This is a genomic window from Myxacorys almedinensis A, assembly GCF_010091945.1.
GTDB lineage: Bacteria > Cyanobacteriota > Cyanobacteriia > Leptolyngbyales > Leptolyngbyaceae > Myxacorys > Myxacorys almedinensis.
Genome location: NZ_WVIE01000017.1, coordinates 83,306 through 103,610 on the forward strand (window position 1 = coordinate 83,306; position 20,305 = coordinate 103,610).

The 20,305-nt window shown below is 50.0% G+C and carries 14 protein-coding genes and 1 pseudogene; 14 read left to right on the top strand and 1 reads right to left on the bottom strand.

The annotated features are described in order from the left end of the window. Positions 1-5 precede the first annotated feature (5 nt). A complete protein-coding gene (locus GS601_RS15055) occupies positions 6-5,117 on the bottom strand; it encodes a type I polyketide synthase (RefSeq protein WP_162424105.1) in 5,112 nt (1,703 codons plus the stop codon). A gap of 574 nt (positions 5,118-5,691) precedes the next feature. On the opposite strand from GS601_RS15055, the gene GS601_RS15060 reads away from it, so the two are divergent. The 14 genes and pseudogenes from GS601_RS15060 to GS601_RS15120 all read left to right on the top strand — a co-directional run bounded on the left by GS601_RS15060 (position 5,692) and on the right by GS601_RS15120 (position 20,289). Next, entirely contained in the window at positions 5,692-8,298 is a 2,607-nt protein-coding gene (locus tag GS601_RS15060; RefSeq protein WP_162424106.1) for a TonB-dependent receptor domain-containing protein, read from the top strand. An 18-nt stretch (positions 8,299-8,316) separates the two neighbouring features. Next, positions 8,317-9,291 carry an ABC transporter substrate-binding protein gene (locus GS601_RS15065; RefSeq protein WP_238393282.1) on the top strand — a complete coding sequence of 325 codons (975 nt, stop codon included), beginning with the start codon at positions 8,317-8,319 and terminating at the stop codon, positions 9,289-9,291. A gap of 8 nt (positions 9,292-9,299) precedes the next feature. After that, positions 9,300-10,616: an MFS transporter gene (locus tag GS601_RS15070; RefSeq protein ID WP_238393283.1), complete on the top strand. Its 1,317-nt coding sequence runs from the start codon at positions 9,300-9,302 to the stop codon at positions 10,614-10,616. Positions 10,617-10,626: 10 nt separating this feature from the next. Next, on the top strand, positions 10,627-11,739 hold the full coding sequence (locus tag GS601_RS15075) for a sucrase ferredoxin (RefSeq protein ID WP_162424107.1): 1,113 nt from the start codon (positions 10,627-10,629) through the stop codon (positions 11,737-11,739). Continuing rightward, entirely contained in the window at positions 11,732-12,754 is a 1,023-nt protein-coding gene (locus GS601_RS15080; RefSeq protein ID WP_162424108.1) for a FecCD family ABC transporter permease, read from the top strand. Before GS601_RS15075 ends, GS601_RS15080 begins: the two co-directional genes overlap by 8 nt. Positions 12,755-12,780: 26 nt before the next feature. Then, positions 12,781-13,821 carry a FecCD family ABC transporter permease gene (locus GS601_RS15085; RefSeq protein WP_162424109.1) on the top strand — a complete coding sequence of 347 codons (1,041 nt, stop codon included), beginning with the start codon at positions 12,781-12,783 and terminating at the stop codon, positions 13,819-13,821. Positions 13,822-13,830: 9 nt separating this feature from the next. Continuing rightward, positions 13,831-15,012, top strand: a complete 1,182-nt coding sequence (locus GS601_RS15090) for an HlyD family efflux transporter periplasmic adaptor subunit (protein ID WP_162424110.1) — start codon at positions 13,831-13,833, stop codon at positions 15,010-15,012. A gap of 146 nt (positions 15,013-15,158) precedes the next feature. Next, positions 15,159-16,343, top strand: a complete 1,185-nt coding sequence (gene devC, locus GS601_RS15095; RefSeq protein ID WP_162424111.1) for an ABC transporter permease DevC — start codon at positions 15,159-15,161, stop codon at positions 16,341-16,343. 21 nt (positions 16,344-16,364) lie between these two features. After that, entirely contained in the window at positions 16,365-17,039 is a 675-nt protein-coding gene (locus GS601_RS15100; RefSeq protein WP_162424112.1) for a DevA family ABC transporter ATP-binding protein, read from the top strand. Between the two features lie 19 nt (positions 17,040-17,058). Further along, positions 17,059-17,202 (top strand): annotated as a pseudogene (locus GS601_RS23275) (IS701 family transposase); the annotation flags it as partial. A 47-nt stretch (positions 17,203-17,249) separates the two neighbouring features. Continuing rightward, a complete protein-coding gene (locus GS601_RS15105) occupies positions 17,250-17,480 on the top strand; it encodes an ATP-binding cassette domain-containing protein (RefSeq protein ID WP_238393285.1) in 231 nt (76 codons plus the stop codon). 5 nt (positions 17,481-17,485) lie between these two features. Then, positions 17,486-18,355: a metal ABC transporter permease gene (locus GS601_RS15110; protein WP_338017045.1), complete on the top strand. Its 870-nt coding sequence runs from the start codon at positions 17,486-17,488 to the stop codon at positions 18,353-18,355. A 94-nt stretch (positions 18,356-18,449) separates the two neighbouring features. Continuing rightward, a complete protein-coding gene (locus tag GS601_RS15115; protein WP_238393286.1) occupies positions 18,450-19,283 on the top strand; it encodes a class I SAM-dependent methyltransferase in 834 nt (277 codons plus the stop codon). A gap of 7 nt (positions 19,284-19,290) precedes the next feature. Further along, positions 19,291-20,289, top strand: coding sequence for a helix-turn-helix transcriptional regulator (locus tag GS601_RS15120; protein WP_162424113.1), 999 nt, complete (start codon positions 19,291-19,293; stop codon positions 20,287-20,289). Positions 20,290-20,305 lie beyond the last annotated feature (16 nt).

Genomic DNA, 20,305 nt, shown 5'->3' on the forward strand with positions numbered 1-20,305 from the left:
TCCTGCTACGGTAATAGGACAGCCGTGGCGTGACGAATCCACTGCGGCGATGAACCATTGGCTGCTGCGGAGCAGCTATTGACCTGAAAATCAACCGAGCCATCGCCGCGATCGGACAAGGAAATTTGCACGGTTCGAGGCTGTGGCAAAATTGGCAGAGCAGCATGAAGCGTCAGGTCAGCAATTTGAGGCGTTTCTGCGCCTAATGCTTGCTTTGCGGCAGCGATCGCCATTTCCACATAAGTACTCACCGACAGCACGGAAGTACCCCGGAGGCGATGGTCTTTGAGATACGGAAGTTGCTGTGATCCCAGCACGATCTCCCAGGAATGATCATTCGGTGACTGTGCTAAACGCACCCGACGATGACCGAGTAAAGGATGGATCTGCTCATGAGGCAGGTTCCAGTCAGACTTGAACGAGTCAAGCCAATAGCGTTGCCGTTGAAACGGATAGGTTGGCAAAGATAAGCGACGACGGGCATAACCTTGATCAAAAGCATCCCAATCCACTTCAACACCCAGACCATACAATCCTCCCAAGCTAGTGAGGAGCGATCGCCAGTCTTCCTCGCTCGATCGCAATGATGGAAACCAATGCCCAGATTCCAGTGGTAAACAGCGCCGCCCCAAATTCAATAGGGTTGAACCTGGACCGACTTCTACAAAAACAGAGCATTGCTTTTGCAAAGTTTGCATTCCTGCGGCAAATTGCACGGGTTCCCGCAAGTGGCGGCACCAGTAGGCAGCATCAGGAATTGTGGTGGCATCAAACAGTGTTCCAGTCAGGTTTGAGACAAGCTTTCGATGTGGAGCGGTGTAGGAAACTTCCCCAGCAATTTGCTGAAATGACTCCAGCATCGGCTGCATGGCAGGGGAGTGGAAGGCGTGGGAAACCGTCAAGGGTTGGCAACGAATTCCCATTGCCTTAAATTGTTGCAAAACTGCCTCGACAGCCAACCGATTCCCTGAAATCACTGTGTTTTCGGGACTATTGATTGCCGCGATCGCAACTCGATCTCCATGAGATGCGATCGCCGCTTGAACGGTTGCAATCCCGGCAAATACTGCTGCCATGATGCCATCTTGAGGCAGGGCTTGCATGAGACGTGCTCGTTCAGCCACTAATTTCAGCCCATCTTCTAGACTAAAGACTCCCGCGATACAGGCAGCTACATACTCTCCCACGCTGTGCCCCATCACTACATCCGGCACCACTCCCCAAGACAGCCAAAGCTGTGCTAAAGCATATTCCAATACAAGTAAAGCTGGCTGAGTGTAAGCCGTTTGGTGCAACAGTGGAGCTAACGTAGGCTCCCGATAAAGTACCGACAGTAGCGGCACCTCCAGGTAAGACTGCAATCGCACTTCACACTCGTCCAGGATTTGCCGGAACATCGGTTGAGTTTCATACAGTTGCCGTCCCATGCTGATCGCTTGCGCTCCCTGTCCGCTAAACAAGAAGGCAATTTTGGGGCGCTGATTGGAAGAGGATTGTCCAGACAAAGTGTTTAACTGTTGTGAAAGCTGATCGGTGGAGGAAGCAACGATCGCTAAACGATGCGTGAACTGCGATCGTCCAGTATTTGCCGTAAAACAAATATCTGCCAGGGATAAATTGGGCTGTGCCAAAACGGTTTGGTAACGGCGAACTAACGCCTGTAACGCCGTTTGACTTTTGGCAGAGAGCGTGAACAAATGACACGGACGCTCGATCGCAGCAGGTACAAACGCGGGTTCCGGTGCTTCCTCAACAATGACATGAGCATTGGTGCCTCCAAAGCCGAAAGCACTAACGCCTGCCAAACGCGGCTGATTGTTTGGCAGCCACGATCGAGACTGCGTTGCGATCGCAAACGGAGCTTCCAACGTGATGTAGGGATTGATGGTCTCTACATGCAAATGCGGCGGAATCTCCTGATGCTGTAAAGCCAGTACCACTTTAATCAATCCTGCAATTCCGGCAGCAGACTCTAAATGCCCAATATTGGTTTTGACTGAGCCAATTCTACAAATCTGCTCTGGAGAGCGGTTTTCTCCTAGTACAGTCTGTAGCGCATTGATTTCGATCGGATCGCCCAACGGAGTTCCCGTTCCATGTGCCTCAATGTAATCAATCTGGTTGGGAAACACGCCAGCATTGTCCAATGCTTGACGAATCACTGCTTGTTGGGACAGTCCATTTGGAGCCGTGATTCCATTGCTGCGACCATCTTGATTAATCGCTGAACCCCTTACCAGCGCTAGAATCTGGCTGCCGTCTCGCAGCGCATCAGACAGGCGTTTGAGAACCACAACCCCGCAGCCTTCCCCGCGAACATAGCCATCTGCACTGGCATCAAATGTTTTACAGCGACCCTCCTTTGACATCATTTGCGCCTGAGAAAACGCGATCGTTAACTCTGGTGACAGCATCAAATTCACGCCACCCGCCAATGCTAAATTGCATTCCCCAGTTCGCAAGCTTTGGCAAGCAGTATGCACTGCGACTAGAGAAGAGGAACAAGCAGTGTCGATCGCCAAACTGGGACCGCGCAAATCGAACCAATAGGACAGCCGATTTGCTGCAATACTAATCGCATTGCCAGTTCCCGAATAGGCATTAAGTTGAGTGACATCGCTGGCAAGTAACCGAGCATAATCACTGCTGCTGATGCCAATAAAGACTCCAGTTTGGCTACCTGCTAACTGAGCAGGAGATTGTCCTGCCTGTTCTAGAGCTTCCCAAGCAACTTCCAGAAGCAATCGCTGCTGTGGATCAATATACTTTGCCTCACGCGGGGAGATTTCAAAAAAGTCGGCATCAAACTGATCGACTTGATCTAAAAAGCCACCCCAACAGGTTGTCATCTTTCCTGGTTTTGGAGCATCGGCTGTATAAAGCGCATCCACGTTCCAACGATCGCTTGGCACTCGTGTAATTGCGTCAGTGCCACGATGCAGCAATTCCCAAAAAGCGTCTGAGTCGTTTGCACCCGGAAAGCGACAGCCCAAACCCACGATCGCGATCGGCTCCGTGGCGTGGGTCAGGTTTCTATCCTGAGCAGAGGCAGGTGTAATCGCATTTCCAGCTAGATAGTCTGCTAGTAAAGCGATCGTGGGATAGTCATAAACCAATGTTGGGGAAAGCCGTTTTCCCAATCGTTTCTCTAGCTCACCTGAAATACTGACAGCGGCAACCGAGTCGAGTCCATACTGCACAAAGGGTTCGTGAATATTGACTTGATTGGAGGGCAAGTGCGATCGTTGAGCAATTTGGTCAATTAACCAAGCTTGCATTGCCTCCACCGTTTGATGAGAGTGAGAAGATTGAATGGTTTCTTCTACCTGTTGATGAAGTGCATCAATCTCATGCTGTACCTGTGGAAAGTCTGTGCCAAGAGAAGCTTCTACCCAATCTCCAATTACTTGGAGCGAATGATCTAAAAATCCTTGCTGACAGGCATGACGTTGTACCTTACCGCTAGAGGTTTTTGGCAAACTACCTGTTTTCAGCAAAAGAATGGCATAAACCTGGAGTTCATGCTGCTCAGAAATCGCTTGCCGGATCGCCCGGATCACTTCATCGAGCTTGAGCGTTTTTAAGCCATGTCGCTCCACTTCCTGAGCAACGACTAGACGCTCCTCGCCTGCCACATCCACTGAAAACGCAGCCGCACAGCTCGATCTCAGCACAGGATGACTTCGTTCAACCGTCAATTCGATGTCTTGAGGGTAGTAATTCCGACCGCGAATGATGATCAGATCCTTTAATCGACCTGTGACGAACAGTTCACCCTCCCTAAGAAATCCCAAATCTCCCGTTCGTAAAAAGGAACTATCATTCACATCTGCAAGGGATGCGCGAAAGGTATCTTTAGTTTTTTCAGGTTGATTCCAATAGCCTTGCGCTACGCTAGACCCCGCTACCCAAATTTCGCCCACTTGATCGGGAGCGCATAGAGTTCGCGTCTCTGGATCAACAATCAGAATTTGCTGATCCGGTGCTGTCGTTCCACAGCCTACCAGCCGTTGACTGTCGTGCTTGTGTGAAGACGCAACAACGCGATTTTCCGCCAGCGCTTGACTCTCAACACTTTGAAAAACGGGCTGCGCTTCCTTGGCTCCTCCAGAAACAAACAACGTTGCCTCCGCCATGCCATAGCAGGGATAGAGCGCCTCTCGACGGAGTCCACAGGATGCAAAGGTGGTTGCAAATCGCTCCAGAGTTTCGGCTCGAATCGGTTCTGCACCGCTAAACGCCACTGCCCAGCAGCTTAAGTCCAGGGTAGCGCGTTCCTCTGAGGTAATTTTGTCGATACAAAGCTCGTAGGCAAAGTTAGGACCACCGCTTACGATAGCTCGGTAACGGGAAATTGCCGACAGCCAACGGAATGGTTTTTGAAGAAACAGAACCGGGGAGAACAGGGTCACTCTTGATTGGCTGTAGAGTGGCTGCAATACTCCACCAATCAAGCCCATATCGTGATACGGCGGCAGCCATAACACACCGCTGCTATCCGATGTCACACCAAACTTCTGATGAATCACATGCAAGTTGTGCAGCAGGTTTTCATGGGTGACTATGACTCCCTTTGGAGCAGCCGTTGAGCCAGAAGTGTATTGAAGAAAGGCGATCGCATCCGCTTGAATTTGTGGTGACTGCCAATCAGTTGCACAATCAGTTAGCACATCCGTTGCAATCCACTGCGCTTGATGACAAGTAGCCAAACGGTCTGTGTGACTTAAAACAGCCGTTGTTGTGAGAATAATGCTGGGTTGTGCATCATCCACAATCGCCTGCAATCGCGCTGCCGATCGATTAGGACGAGGCGGATAGGCTGGCACCGCGATCGCCCCCGCATACAGGCAACCAAAAAATGCTGCAATGTAGTCAATACCGGGTGGATAGAGCAGCAGTACAGGCGCTTTTTCTGCTCCAATCTGTTGAAGCTGCACAGCAATGGAGCGTGCCCGAATGTCTAATTCTCGATTCGTTAACGAAACGGCTTCTAATTCGCCATCTGTCAAAAACCTGTAAGTTGAATGGTCAGGCTGAAAGGACGCTCTCCAACGCAACAGATCCACAAGCGTAGAAATAGGTTGATAGTCATCTGGTAGACAATCATGATCACTCATGGAGACACCCATCGATTTAATCCAAGGTCAGACTTGACAGAGGCGATTCAACGCAACTCCAATCCAAGCGTCTAAATAGCCGCGTAACTTTAAAACTATCTTTCTCTTCGAGCAGGCGATATATGACTGACTCCAGTGGCGTAGACAAACTCAACTCGTGTAGTCAATTGCTGATAACGATCGCTCCGATCTCCCGACTGAGAAGTTTTTGCAGAATTAAGGGCTGAGCGGGAGGAGCTATCTGAGTGAAATCCAATACTTTTGGACATCCACTGAGAATTATGCACAAAGTGCTGTAGATTAGCAAGATCTAATTGAGAATCTTATGAAATAAAAGCTGAATAATTTAGATTTTTCTAATAGATAAATTTGATTTAACTGAAGTTATGCGGGTTCTTGACAAAGAAAATGCTTCAGTCTTTAATCAGTAGGAGTATTAAATTGTTGAGAATTAGTCCCAGTATTGAATAGCAGGTTTATCCTGAAATTCATGAGGCTGTTTTGGGGTAGTTTTCTGTCCGTTGTGTTGTGTTGTTCGAGTCCACCCGTCTGAGTCTAATTAAGTGAGGAGTCCGTGAAACAGCAGCTATCAAGCTATCTTTGGCTAGTTGGAGTCGTTCCTGTCTTTGCCATGCCGCTTATCTATGCCGAGGTGGCGATCGCCGCACCTGCGTTAACGACTGGCAGTTCAAAGGCTTCTACACTTCCGATTCCACGCCTGGGCGAAGTTGCTCGTCCTCATACTCGTGCAGATCTGCTGACGCAGGATGCTGCACCCGTTGATCGCCCTGCACCAGGTACGATCGAGGTTCGAGGCGTGAGGCTCAACCAGACCGAGCAAGGTTTTGAAATTGTTCTAGAAGTTCCTTCTGGACAAGCGCTGCAAGCTCAAACGCGGATTGAGGGCAATGCGCTGATCGCAGACATCCCCAATGCAGTGCTGGTACTGCCAGAGGGTCAGGAATTTCGATCGCAGAAGCCCGCTCCAGGAATCTCAAACTTGACGGTTACTCAGGTTGAGCCAACCAGAATTCAGATAACGGTGACGGGAACAACGGCAGCACCCTTTGCAGAAATTGTGCCAGATGCGGCTGGGTTGATTTTGAGTGTTGAGCCGGATGATGAATCAGAGGAAGAAGTCGTTGTCACTGCCACCCGGACAGAAGAACCGCTATCGAACCTGCCCCGCTCTGTGACGGTCATTCCGCGTGAGCAAATTCAGCAGCAATCAGCCCTTACCAACAATCTGCCAGATTTGCTCGGAAAATTGGTGCCCGGTCTAGGACCCCCCACCCAGCGAAACCTGACGAGAGGATTGACTCTGCGCGGTCGGCAGGCATTAATTCTCATTGATGGAGTACCGCAAAACCCAAATAGCGGGTTTCAAACAGAATTAAATACGATCGACCCTAGTGCCATTGAGCGGGTTGAGGTGGTTCGGGGTCCCTCTGCACTCTACGGGCGCGGTGCCACGGGGGGCATCATCAATATCATCACGCGCCGTGCTACCACACAGCGACTAGAAAGCCAAGTCTCTGTCGGTGTCCGCAATGATCTCGGTGCCTTTTCTGGTGAGGGATTTGGCTATAACTTGCAGTACGGTTTATCGGGGAAGGAAGGTCCGATCGACATTACAGTTCGAGCTTCCCTTAACGAAAGCGGCAGCTTTTTCGATGCCAATGGCGATCGCATTCCACCAACCGGAATTAATGATGTCACTAGCCTGGGTTTGCTGGCAAAGCTGGGAATTGATATTGATCCACAGCAGCGACTGCAACTGAGCTACAACATTTACGACGAGTCGTTTGATACTGCATTTCGTTCAGACCCGATCGTCTTTTCCATTCCAGGGCTGCAAACTGCCAGAGCGCAAAAATTTCCGGTGCAGTACGATCAAAAACCGGGACAAACCAATCAAGTCGCTAATTTGACTTACACGCACGAGAATATTTTTGGTTCTCAGGTGACGGCGCAAGTCTTTTTCCGCGACACAAATCTGGTTCAATCTTTCACAGACCTGCGGGGACGACCGTTTCCCGCCTTTTTTCCAGCCCTTTGGCAAACTAGCCTGGATAGTAAGGAGCTAGGAGCACGTCTGCAAATTCAAACACCCTTCTCGACAGCAGTTAACTTACTTTGGGGGGTGGATTACAGTTATGAAGAAAATAGCCGTCCCGTGCTGATTTCAGATACATCAGTTTTCGATCGCACCCGCACCCTAACGGCAAGTAGAACGCGTCCGCAGACACCGTTCTACACGTTGAATAATCTGGGCTTGTTTGCTCAACTGCAATGGAATTTAAGCCCACAGGTTCTCCTGAGCGGGGGGTTGCGATATGACAACTTCAGCTACGAGGTGGGCGATTATGAGCTAGCCTTTGCCGCACCTGGAATTCGACGTGGCGGCAGTGCGGACAATAGCGGCATCTCCTTCAACACAGGCATCGTCTACAAATTCACGCCCCAAACAAGTATTTTTGCTAGCTTTGCTCAAGGATTTTCGCTGCCAGACTTGGGAAGCGCCTTTAGCAGTGTTGCGCCCAGAGCTAGTATTCGTGGTTCTGACCTGCTGGAACCCCAGAAAGTAGATAGCTTTGAGTTGGGAATTCGCGGCAATTGGGGAACAGTCCAAGCTTCTCTGGCAGGCTTCTACAGCACCTCAGATCTTGGCGCGAGCGTTCGGATTCGACCGGACGGTACCACCGAGCTACAGCGTGCGCCCCAACGCAACTATGGACTAGAAGCCACGCTAGACTGGCAGCCAACTACAAAGTGGCGCTTGGGCAGCACCCTCACCTGGAACGAGGGCGAAAATGATACTAACAATGATGATGAATTTCTGGCATTGAGTTCTTTGCAGGTGCCGCCCTTGAAGCTGTCATTCCATGTGGAAAATGAAACGCTCCCTAACTGGCGCAATCGCTTGCAGCTACTTCTGGTGGGCGATCGCGATCGAGCGTTCGACGATCGGGTCGATCCGTTCAGAGTCGAAAACTACACAACTCTGGATTTCTTGAGCAGCCTTAAACTGGGTCAAGGGACTTTGGAGTTGGGGATTGAAAACCTACTGAACAATCAGTATCTTCCTCTCAGCAGTCAGGAGCGAACGGGACTATTGGAAACCTTGCGATTTGCGGGCAGAGGACGAACAATCTTTCTCCGCTATGCCATCGCATTTTAAGCAAGAAGGGTGATAGGAATGAGATCAATTCATAGGTTGTTGCTGTTGAGCTTTACCGTGTGCTTGCTGTCTGCTTGCGCGGGTGGTCTGCCAGCCTGGATGAGCAATTCTCCCACTTCCACCCTCCCTCCCGGAACGCCGACGCGCACGATCGAACATGCACTGGGTAAAACCGAAGTGCCAATGCAGCCCAAGCGGGTGATTGTGTTGGATACGGCTCCGTTGGATACTGCGATCGCTCTTGGAATTAAACCTGTTGGCTCGATCGTGCCGGAGCGATTTCCGGACTATTTGGGCGATCGTACTCAGGGAATTGAAGTGATTGGAAAGACGAATGAGCCAAATTTAGAAGCAGTAGCGCGTTTACAGCCAGATCTGATTTTGGGCAACAAAATTGGGCTAGACAGACTCTATCGACGGCTAACAGAAATTGCGCCCACTGTCATGGCAGAAGGCAGCGGACGATCGGGCGAGTGGAAAGACAATGTTCGCTTTTATGCCACTGCCCTCGATCGTTCCGCCGCCGCAGATAAACTGCTGCAAGACTATCAACAGCGAGCCGACACCCTGAAGCAGCAAATCCAGCAGCAGTTCTCCAAATCTCCTGTGGTGTCTGTTATGGCTACGGGTAGCGGACAGATCGGCGCGTACACAACCCGTAGCTTTTCGGGTGCGGTGTTGCAGGATCTTGGCTTGGCGCGTCCTCCGGCTCAGGCATCGGGTCAGCGATGGGCAATTCAAGTGTCGCGAGAAGACCTCACAAGTCTAGATGGGGATGCGATTTTTTTAATTGTGTCCTCGTTTACGCCCAATTCCCTGACGCTCGACCAATTCAAATCAGACCCGTTATTTTCGCGCTTGAATGCTGTCAAACAAGGACGAGTGTATGCTGTGGATGCCGAGGTGTGGACAGCAGGACGCAGCATTCTGGCAGCCAATCAAATTTTGCAGGAGGTGTCACAGTCGTTGCTGGCGCGTAAACCTGGGAGTTAGGAGTCTGCATGGAATCTGAGCAACAACCCTCAATGCGAACGTTCAGAACCCTCTGGCTGGGTCAGATTGTCTCCCTCTTAGGGTCTGAAATGACCACGTTTGCGTTGACGATTTGGGTGTGGGAGCAGACGGGACAAGCCTCCCCGATCGCTTTGCTAGTCTTTTTTACGCGATCGCCCCAAGTCATTGCTGCTGCTTTCGCTGGCGTGCTGGTGGATACGTGGGATCGCAAACAGTTGATGCTGTTAGGAGATTTCGTAGCAGGGTTGTCTACGATCGGGCTGTTGAGCTTGTTTCTGACTCAGCATTTACAAGTTTGGCATCTTTATGCGATCGGAGCCGCAAACGGGCTGTTCAGCTACCTTCAAAGTTTGGCGCACTCTGCTTCGATGGCAGTGCTAGTTCCGAAGCAACACTATGCCAGAGCTTCTGCAATGGAAACGATCAAAGGCTCCAGTGCTTATGTGTTTTCGCCTGCATTGGCAGGAGTGCTCTATCCATCTATTGGGCTAATTGGAATTCTGGCGATCGACTTGGTAACTTTTGTGATTGCGATCGCTACGCTCCTGACTATCTCAATTCCGCATCCTACTACAGCTAGAGATTCCTCTAAACAAACTCCCTGGCAAACATTGACGTTTGGCTTTCGCTATATTTTGCAGCGACCTAGTTTGCTATCAATTCTGCTGTTTCTGCTGAGTTCTAATTTGTTTTTTAGTGCCAACTTTGCTTTAACTCCAGCCTTGATTTTGGCTCGTAGCGGCAACAGTGCGTCAATGCTTGCAACAGTACAAAGCGTATTTGGCATTGGTGGGCTAATGGGAGCTATCTTGCTGAGTCTTTGGGGTGGAACGACACCCCGCATTCATGGGTTATTACTAGGCGCGTCATTGAGCCGAGTGGGACTATTGCTGCTGAGTGTGGGACGAGGACTCACGATTTGGGTCATTGCAGCATGGATTACGGCTTTTTTTGTTCCGTTTGTTGGCAGCGCTAATCAAGCAATTTGGCTGGCTAAGGTCGAGCCAGAGGTGCAAGGTCGAGTTTTTGCGGCTCGGTATTTGATTGCTCAAGCAGCGTCACCGTTGGGATTTGCGATCGCGGGTCCTTTGGCAGATTATGTATTTGAGCCTGCAATGCTGCCAGACAGACCGCTAGCAGGTTTACTGGGTGGGCTATTTGGTACTGGAGCCGGGGCAGGAATCGCCCTACAATATGCACTATTGGCAGTCTGTGGATTAGCGATCGGTTTGGGTGGATATGGCATTCACCGTTTGCGAGATGTGGAAACCCTTATCCCCGATCATGATACGGCGATCGGATAGCAAATTGCTTATGACAGCTTTAGAAACCCTCAGTAATTGTCAGTTTTGCTCGGTTGTCTCTAAAACCAACGGGGAAGATCCGATCGGCACAGCAGGCAATCATGAACACTGGTTAATCCTTGAGGCAGCGCTTCCCTGGTCAGAAAAACTAATGGAAGAACCTGCAATTAAGCCATTAATCACCCTGATGAAAGGATTGATCCTAGAGCAGCAAGTTAAACTGCGTCCAATTATTATTGCGCCCGATCGTGAGTATTCTCGTGCTGGCTACAATCGTGTTCTCTACTACCATCAACCGACTCGTTTATTTACCCAATTTGAAAAGCAGGAATATTGGGTGCCAGAGGCAGACACCACTCGATTAGCAACGGCTTTACTGCAAAAAATTGCGGGGCATCCAAATGAGTTAGAAGCCTTTCAGTCGTACCAAATCGACAGCCGCCATATCCGAGAATTATTGGTCTGCACTCATGGAAATGTGGATGTCGCTTGCTCTCGATTTGGCTTTCCAATTTATAAAACCTTGAGAGACAAGTATGCGCTTGAGTCTGAGGGACATCTGCGCGTCTGGCGCTGTAGCCACTTTGGTGGACATCAATTTGCACCCACCTTAATTGATCTGCCGCAGGGACAGTACTGGGGACACCTTGAACCTGATCGATTGGATTTGTTGGTGTATCGATCGGGAGAACTTTCTAAGCTACGATCGTGCTATCGCGGCTGGTCTGGGCTGGAAAAATTTGCCCAAATGGTGGAACGAGAGATCTGGATACGAGAAGGCTGGGACTGGCTGGATTATCGCAAAGCCGGACAAATTCTAACCAGCGATCCAGGAGGAGCCAGCCGTTACTTCTATAAACTGCTCAAACAGATTCCCTCCAAACGATTACAGTTTTTGATCAATCAGCGAAGCCATAAACCAAATTGGGCAGAGATTCGGATTGAATTTAGCTCACCCGACGGCACAGATGCAGGTGCTTATGAAGCGCGAGTTGAGGTGTGCGGAGAAGTAATCAGTGCTTTGCAGTCGGGCGGACACGCTCACGTGAGCCGAAGGCAACGCTTAAAGCTGCAACCTGTGAAGCAATATCGCATCAGTCAATTGAGGCGCTGTGATGGTTGATCCTCCCACTTCCTCAAACGAATCGCCACGGCTGCGAAGCAGAATGATCGGTCTGGCGATCGGGGTGCTGCTGCTGATCGGTTGCTTTCTAGTAAACCTGGTTGCAGGGGCAGCTAGGACTGACTTCAACACGGTTTGGAATGCCCTCTTTGCCTTTAACGACTCGACCGAACAGGTGATTATCCGCACAGCACGATTACCTCGCGCTTTGATTGCACCCACAGTCGGAGCCGCGCTCGCGGTCGCAGGTGCCCTAATGCAGGGATTGACCCGCAATCCTCTGGCAGATTCCGGTCTGCTAGGAATCAATGCAGGAGCCGCGCTCGCTGTTGTCGCTACTACCGTTTGGCTGGGGAATGCCTCCATGCAACTTTATACCTGGGTAGCGTTTGCTGGGGCGGCGATCGCGGCGGGTGCAGTCTACTTCCTCGGTTCTTTGGGACGCAGGGGCATGACCCCCTTGAAACTTGTTCTCGCGGGGGCGGTTCTGTCCTATCTGCTGGCTGCATTCACAATAGGGCTATTGATTCTAAGCGAACGCACACTAGAGGAAATTCGCTTTTGGCTGGCGGGATCGGTCGCCGGACGAAGCCTAGAAGCTTTTTGGCAGGTTTTTCCCTACCTGATTGCTGGATTTGCGATCGCGTTCAGTTTAGGACGGCAGATTACAGCACTGTCGCTAGGAGAAGACGTTGCTCGTGGGTTGGGACTGCGGATTGGCTGGGTCAAGGCGATGAGCGCGATCGCGGTGGTGCTGCTGGCGGGAGGGGCGGTGTCGCTGGCAGGACCGATCGCCTTTGTGGGCTTGGTTGTGCCGCACTTGGTGCGATTTTGGGTCGGAGTCGATTACCAATGGCTGCTGCCGTATGCTGCCATTTGGGGAGCGATTCTGCTGTCGCTGGCAGATTTGGCTGCTCGATGGCTGCTGCAACCCCAGGAATTGCCTGTAGGAGTCATGACGACTTTGCTGGGAGGACCGTTCTTTATCTATCTGGCGCGATCGCGGGTGAAATGATGAAGTTGAAAGCAACCAAAGTAGCAATGACGAAACCCTGGCTAGTCTGGCGATCGCGCAGGTTCTCCATTCGGCTCGATCGTCGGGTTCCCGGCGTAATGTTGGTTTTGGCACTGATGATCTTGGTCGTGCTAATTGTTAGCATCGGCTACGGCAATTATTTCTTGCCGCCGATGGAAGTGGTTCGCGCCTTACTAGGACAGAAGACTGCTAATCCCGATGCGTCTCTGTTGGTGATGACGTTGCGGCTGCCACGGGCGATCGCGGCGCTGGAGGTGGGGATGGGATTGGCGGTGGCTGGCGCAATCTTACAGGGGGTGACTCGCAATCCCTTAGCGGCTCCAGAAATTGTCGGTGTGCAGGCAGGCGCAGGGTTAGTCACAGTGGCAATCCTGGTGCTGCTGCCTGCGCTGCCGCTAGTGCTGCTGCCTGTTGCCGCTTTTGTCGGCGGATTGCTGACGGCGCTTTTGGTCTACCTGCTGGCATGGAATCGAGGTAGTACCCCGCTGCGGCTGGTTCTGGTCGGAATTGGGGTGGCAGCGATCGTCACTGCACTAACCACGCTGCTGATTACGTTTGGGGAGATTCGTGAGGTAAGTCAGGCATTGGTCTGGCTCATAGGCAGCGTCTACGGCTGCGGTTGGGAACAGGTGGCAACGCTGTTTCCCTGGTTGCTGATATTCTTGCCGCTGGCGTGGGGGTTAGCACGGGAGTTAAATGCACTGACGTTAGGAGACGACATTGCACGCGGATTGGGCAGTCGAGTCGAGTGGCAGCGAGGGTTGCTGTTGCTGACCAGCGTGGCGCTGACGGGAGCCAGTGTTGCCATTGCCGGATCGCTCGGATTTATTGGGTTGATGGCTCCCCATCTAGCTCGTCAAATGGTGGGTTCCTCTCATGCAGGACTGATTCCCACGGCCGCTTTGATTGGCGGCTTGATTGTGGTAGCGGCGGATCTCGTTGGTCGTAGTGTGTTTGCCCCGATCGAGCTACCCTGTGGAGTGATAACTGCCGTTTTGGGCGCTCCCTATTTTCTGTACTTGTTGCTGCAACATTACGATCGCTAGCCGCACCACATGAAACGATTTCAACAATCAGCCGCACTACTGGGAATCATCGGACTGTGTGCCTGTAGCCCACAGCCGTCTCCATCTGCGGAGTCAGTAGCTACAGCCGCTCCGGCTGACTCGGTAGTGGCATTGGGACGACTGGAACCAGAAGGAGAAGTGATCCGAATCTCTGTGCCGAATGCTCAAGATAGCCGCGTGAATCAAGTCCTCGTCAAGGAAGGAGATTGGGTTAAAGCCGATCAGGTGCTTGCGATTTTGCAGGGGATTGATCGCCGCAAAGCCGATTTACGAGATGCCGAAACCGATGTGAAACTCCAACGGGCAGAGGTTGACAAAGTGAAACAGGGCGGAGCAAAAAAAGCACAAATTACCGCGCAGCGAGCCGCGATCGTTCGACTACAAGCCCAACTAAAAACTACAACGAAACAAAAACAAGCCGCGATCGCCAGCGCCAAAGCCACTTTGCGAGAAGCTCAACTCACCTATCAGCGACGGCAGAATTTAATCGCTCAAGGTGCGATCGCTCGTGCAGATCTTGACCTTGCCCAACGCGATCTCGATACGTCGATCGCCCTGCTAAACGAGCGTCACGCTGATTTAGAGCAAACCCGCACAACTTTAGAGGCAGAAATTCAGCAGGAGCAAGCCAATTTAGCCGAGCTACAAGAAGTGCGTCCGGTCGATGTGGAAATCGCCGAAGCTCGACTGACAAAAGCCCAAATTGCAGTTGAGCAGCGCCAAGCTATTCTGGAAGATGTACAGGTGCGTGCGCCGATCGCGGGACAAATTCTCCGCATCAATACGCGAGTGGGCGAACAGGTCAACACGAGTCAGGGAATCATGGAACTGGCACGCACCGATCGCATGTTTGTAACAGCAGAAATCTCTGAACTGGATATCAACAAAGTTCGCAAGGGTCAACGAGCTACCATAACCAGCGAGTATGGGGGTTTTTCAGATGAGATTCAAGGCACTGTGGAGCAGATTGGGCTGCAAATTGGTCGCAGAGTGCTGCAAGAGGCTGCTAGCGGTGGTTCAACGGGCAGCCCCCTAACGGATCAGAACGCCCGGATTGTAACGGTCAAAATTCGCGTTGATCCAAACGACAATGCCAAAGTTACAGCTTTGACTTATATGCAAGTTCGCGTAAAGCTCGATATTACTGACGAGCAGAATGACTCTGATTGAATCTATACGGACTCCACAACTGAGGATATCGGGGACATCCAAAACCTGCATTGGCTGCTTTGCCAGCACGAGCAGAACTCACCTTGCTCAAACCTTCGCGCTTTACCTGACCAAGAGTGTAGCCTAATCACTTCCTAGAAAATTTTATGAAATTTCTTGCGCTTAAATCCCGATTCAAAGCCCGTCACGGAGAGCGTCCACTTGCCTGGGCACAGCTATCCCACCAGAAAGTTCGGCTGATTGTTGCAATGGGCGGAATTACCTTTGCAAACGTACTGATCTTTATGCAGTTGGGATTCCGATCGCTCTTCACCGAAGGCGCAACTGCCCTACCCGAAAGCATTGCAGGGGATTTATTTCTGGTTAATCCCAGCACTCGATTTATCGGAGCGCGAGGATTCGATCGCATCCGTCTCTACCAAGCTGCTTCCGTCCGGGGAGTGGCTAATTCTACGCCGCTCTACATTGAGGATGGCGTATGGGCATATTCCCAGGAAAACATTTCGTTCCAGGCAAGAATCTATGCGTTTAATCCCAAGCAGCAAGTCTTTCGGATTCCGGAGGTTACTCAACAAGCCGTAAAGCTGAACTTACCGGGTAGCCTGCTGTTCGATCGACTGTCTCGATCGTCGTTTGGACCGATTCCTCAACAGTTTGCAGAAAAGGGATATGCTACAGCGTTTTTGAATCAGCGGCGGCTGGCAGTGGTCGGATTATTCAATATGGGAAATTCCTTCTTTATTGGTGAGGGAAATGTGATCATGAGTGAAGCCAACTACCGTGACCTGTTTGGAGAAGAGGCGCTGAAGCGGGTGGGGGTAGGAATTTTGACTTTAGAGCCAGGAGCCGATATTGCAGCAGTCAAAGCCGGAATTCAGGCAACGGTACCAGGGGTTGAAGTTCTAACCCATGCAGAACTGATTGCAAAGGAACTGAAGTTTCAGGAATCCACTCCGGCTGGACCGATTTTTTCCTTTGGTGCCATTATGGGGTTTGTGATTGGCGTTGTGGTGGTTTATCAAGTGCTTTATGCCGACATTAGCGATCACTTATCGGAATACGCCACGCTCAAAGCGATCGGCTACTCCGATCTGGCTTTGCTGAGAGTCATTCTCCAGGAAGCGCTGCTGTTAGGTATTTTGGGTTTTGCTCCTGGATGGGTCACTTCTTTTTTCATGTATGGTTTATTAGCCCACATTACTCGTCTTGAGCTTGTGATGCGTCTGGATGTTGCAGTTACGGTTCTGATTCTGACCTTGATCATGTGTGTAGCTTCAGCGGCGATCGCATCTAACAAACTGCGCTCTGCTGATCCTGCCGATGTGTTTTAAGCGCCCCGTTTTTTACAGCTTATGAACCCAACTCCTGTGATTGCCATTCAAAACCTGACCTATAGCTTTGGGAAAGGAGTACTGCAAAAAACAGTGTTGGCTGATATCAATCTGGAGGTTAACAGGGGTGAAATTGTGATTCTGATGGGTCCGTCTGGAAGCGGCAAAACTACGTTACTAACTCTGATTGGAGCCTTACGATCTGTACAAACCGGAAGCCTCAAAGTGCTAGATCACGAATTGCAGGGTGCCAGCAAACTGAAGCGAATTCAGGTCCGGAGCCAGATCGGATTTATTTTCCAAACTCACAACCTGCTGCGATGCCTGACCGCTTGGGAAAATGTCGGTATGTCCTTGAAACTGCATCAACAAATTCCTCCCAGTGAACGGCGAGAACGAGCGATCACCATGCTACAGGCAGTCGGTTTGGGATCGCAGGCAACCGATTATCCAGATCATCTTTCCGGTGGACAAAAGCAGCGAGTTGCGATCGCGCGGGCACTGGTGAATCATCCGCCGCTGATTTTGGCAGATGAACCCACTGCCGCACTCGATCGCAAAACGGGTCGAGATGTTGTAGATATTCTGCAACGGTTGGCAAAAGAACAGCACTGCGCCATTTTGCTGGTGACTCACGACAATCGGATTTTGGATATTGCCGATCGTATTGTGCAAATGGAGGATGGACACCTGTAAACATGCAGCACCCAAAGAGTTGCAACCGTATTGGTGTTGGGCATGGGTAGAAGCCTGGCTACAGGCTTTTCCGATTCCGGGACTGAAACGGGCATTACATCAGTTGATGGACGCAATGGATGGATTTCAAATCCTGCCAATCCCAGACCTAATGGCGGCTTAAGCCTACTTGGGTTGATTCTCTTCCAAAGTAGTAACAAAAGAGGGATTATGCTCGATGTGTTTGATGAACTGCGATCACAAGGCAAAATCCTTCTGCTTAGTACTCATGAATGGGGACAATCGCTCTCGAAGCTCGATCGACTATTGTTGCTCAATCAGCGACTCATTGCAGCAGGAACGCCGCAAGAAGTCATGACGGCTGAGAATTTGCAGCAGGCTTATGGAACTTATCTACAAAATCCATTCCATCAAGATTTTGATTCTACACTCGTTTGTTAAGGTCAATGATGCTGCAAATACTCACAGAGCCGCTTGGATTTGAGTTTATGCGAAATGCGATCGCAATTGGGCTTTTAATCGGTGTACTTTGCCCAGTGGTCGGAAGTTACCTGATTGTGCAACGAATGGCGCTGTTTGGAGATGTAATTGCCCATTGTGTACTGCCAGGGCTATCGATTTCGTTCTTTTTCGGCATTGATATTTTGATTGGCGCATTCGGAGCAGGAATCTTAGGCGCATCTTTGATTGCTTGGATTCGATCGCAAAGTCGCGTGAAAGCTGATGCAGCAATGGCGTTAACCTTCTCGTCTTTCTTTGCGCTTGGCGTGACGCTCATTACAGTTCTGAAGAATAAGCTTGACCTAGATAGCTTTTTATTTGGCGATATCTTAGGCGTGACGGGTGCAGATATTCAACGAACTCTAATCATTTCCCTCATTATTCTCCTAGTCGTTCGATTGACTTACAAAGAAATGCTGTTTTACACCTTTGATAAAACGGGCGCTCAAGCGATCGGACTTCCGATTAACCTGATTTACTTTGCGTTTATGTCAGCGATTACACTCACGATTATTGTCAGCATGAAAGCAGTGGGTGTAATTCTAGTAATTTCGATGCTAGTCGGTCCAGCTTTAAGTGCTTATTTACTGGTCAAAGAGCTTCACCATATGATGATACTAGGAGCAGTAATCGGAGTTTTTTCCAGTGTTACAGGTATCTATCTCAGCTACTATCACAATCTGCCATCGGGACCTGCGATCGTCTTAGTTTCTTCTACACTATTTATCTTATCGCTGTTGTTTAGCCCTTCTCAAGGCATTCTCACGCGCTCTAGAAATCTTTTCCTCCGACCATTCCGGTCACCTAGCAACTGAAATCATTGAGCTTGACTTATTGAAATTTATTTGCAAGAATCAGAGCAATTTATAAAACTCGCATGAACATTGTACTTAATCCTCCATTATCCATATGCAAACTGAACAGCCGAAATTACCTACTGTAGCCCTCACAGGGGTTGCAGAGACGCTGATGATTACGCTGTATGCCCGCTCCATTGAGACTCAGCGGGAAGATGCGATCGTGCATGATCCCCAGGCAGTTGAGATGATAGAACGGCTGGACTATGACTTCTCAAAATATCAGAAAGGATGGGCATCACAGCTAGGCGTATCCCTGCGAGTTCGGGCGATCGACAATCGAGTCAAACATTTTATTGAAACGCATCCAAAAGCGCTGAATCTGGGTGCAGGATTGTGTACCCGATTTTCGCGAGTTGATAATGGTGAAATTCGCTGGTATGACGTTGATTTTCCAGAAGTCATCGACCTCAAGCAAAAGCTAATTGCGCCGACGGATCGGTATCGGTATATTGCTCGATCGCTGTTTGATTTTGCTTGGATAGATGAAATTCAGCGCGAGCCTCAGCAGCCTTTGTTAATCATCCTCGAAGGCGTTGCCCCTTATTTGACCGAAGCAGAAGTGAAGTCATTGCTTCAAGCGATCAGAAATCGCTGTACGCCTGCAACTGTGATCTTTGATGTGTTGAATCAAAAGTCTGCTCGAAACTCGAAACGTCACGACACCGTTTCTAAAACAAATGCTGAATTTAAGTGGGGCATCGATCGCGCTCAGGACATTGAGAACTGGGGCATTGGGATGCAGTTGCAAGCTGAAGAGTTTTATCTCAATGAGTTTGTGAACTATCCAGAGCGGTTGCCACTTTGGGCAAGATATATCCGATCGCTACTAGCACAACTGTTTGCCAATTCCGGTCGAGTGCTTCAAGTTCAAATGCTCTCATAACTGCAACATGGAGTACACTCTCTCACAGCAGAACTTTGAAGAGATTCTCGATCGATGGCGAGAACAGATTGATCCGCGACTTCAAGACCATCCGGAAGTGCGCGTAAATTGGTCGATTCCGATGATTCACGGAACGAAGCAAGTGACCGGGTTACGCCCTGGATTGTCTTTAGAAGTCGATCAAATTTCCGGGCAAACTGATTTTCAGATTGGGGGACAGTACACGGAGGCGGATATCCGATGGCAACTGATCTTTTTAGTCTCAGGCTGCCTCAATGTTGCGTTGCATCATTACGATCGCAACATTACACTCCAGACCAACCTTCAGCACAATCTTTTTGGCTTTGCAGGTATTGGAACGCTGGGCGTTTGGCACGGACTTGCAAAACAGGCAGTGCAGACGATCGAAATTGCGATCGCGCCTTGGTTGATGGATCAGTTTATTCAAGATTGCGGGATTCAACTGACAAAAGAGTTTGAACCTTTCATCAATCACAATTTTGAACACTCTTACTATCAAATTGCTTCCAATACTCCAGAGATGGAAATGGTCTTGCATCAACTTTTACATTGCCCTTATCAAGGAAAGCTTCGGCATCTCTATCTCGAAAGTAAAGTTGTTGAGTTGATTGTTCTGAAACTTGCACAAGTTCAGACAACAGACTCGTCTACATCAGTTTTGAGAGGTCAAGATCGCGATCGCATTCATGCTGCTCGATCCATTTTGCTCGACAATATGGAGCATCCGCCATCGCTACTGGCATTAGCTCGACAAGTTGGCTTGAATGATTACAAACTGAAACAAGGCTTTCGGGAAATCTTCGGAACGACTGTATTTGGATATCTACGATCGCAGCGGATGGAGCGAGCAAGACAATTATTAGCACAAGGTAAGCTTAGTGTTTCAGAAGTCTCGCGAATAGTTGGATATAGCAGCCCGACTCAGTTCTCGCTGGCATTCAAGCGGCAGTTCGGAGTTTTGCCAAGTGCTTGTATTCACAAATAGATCCGTTTAGAGAGGA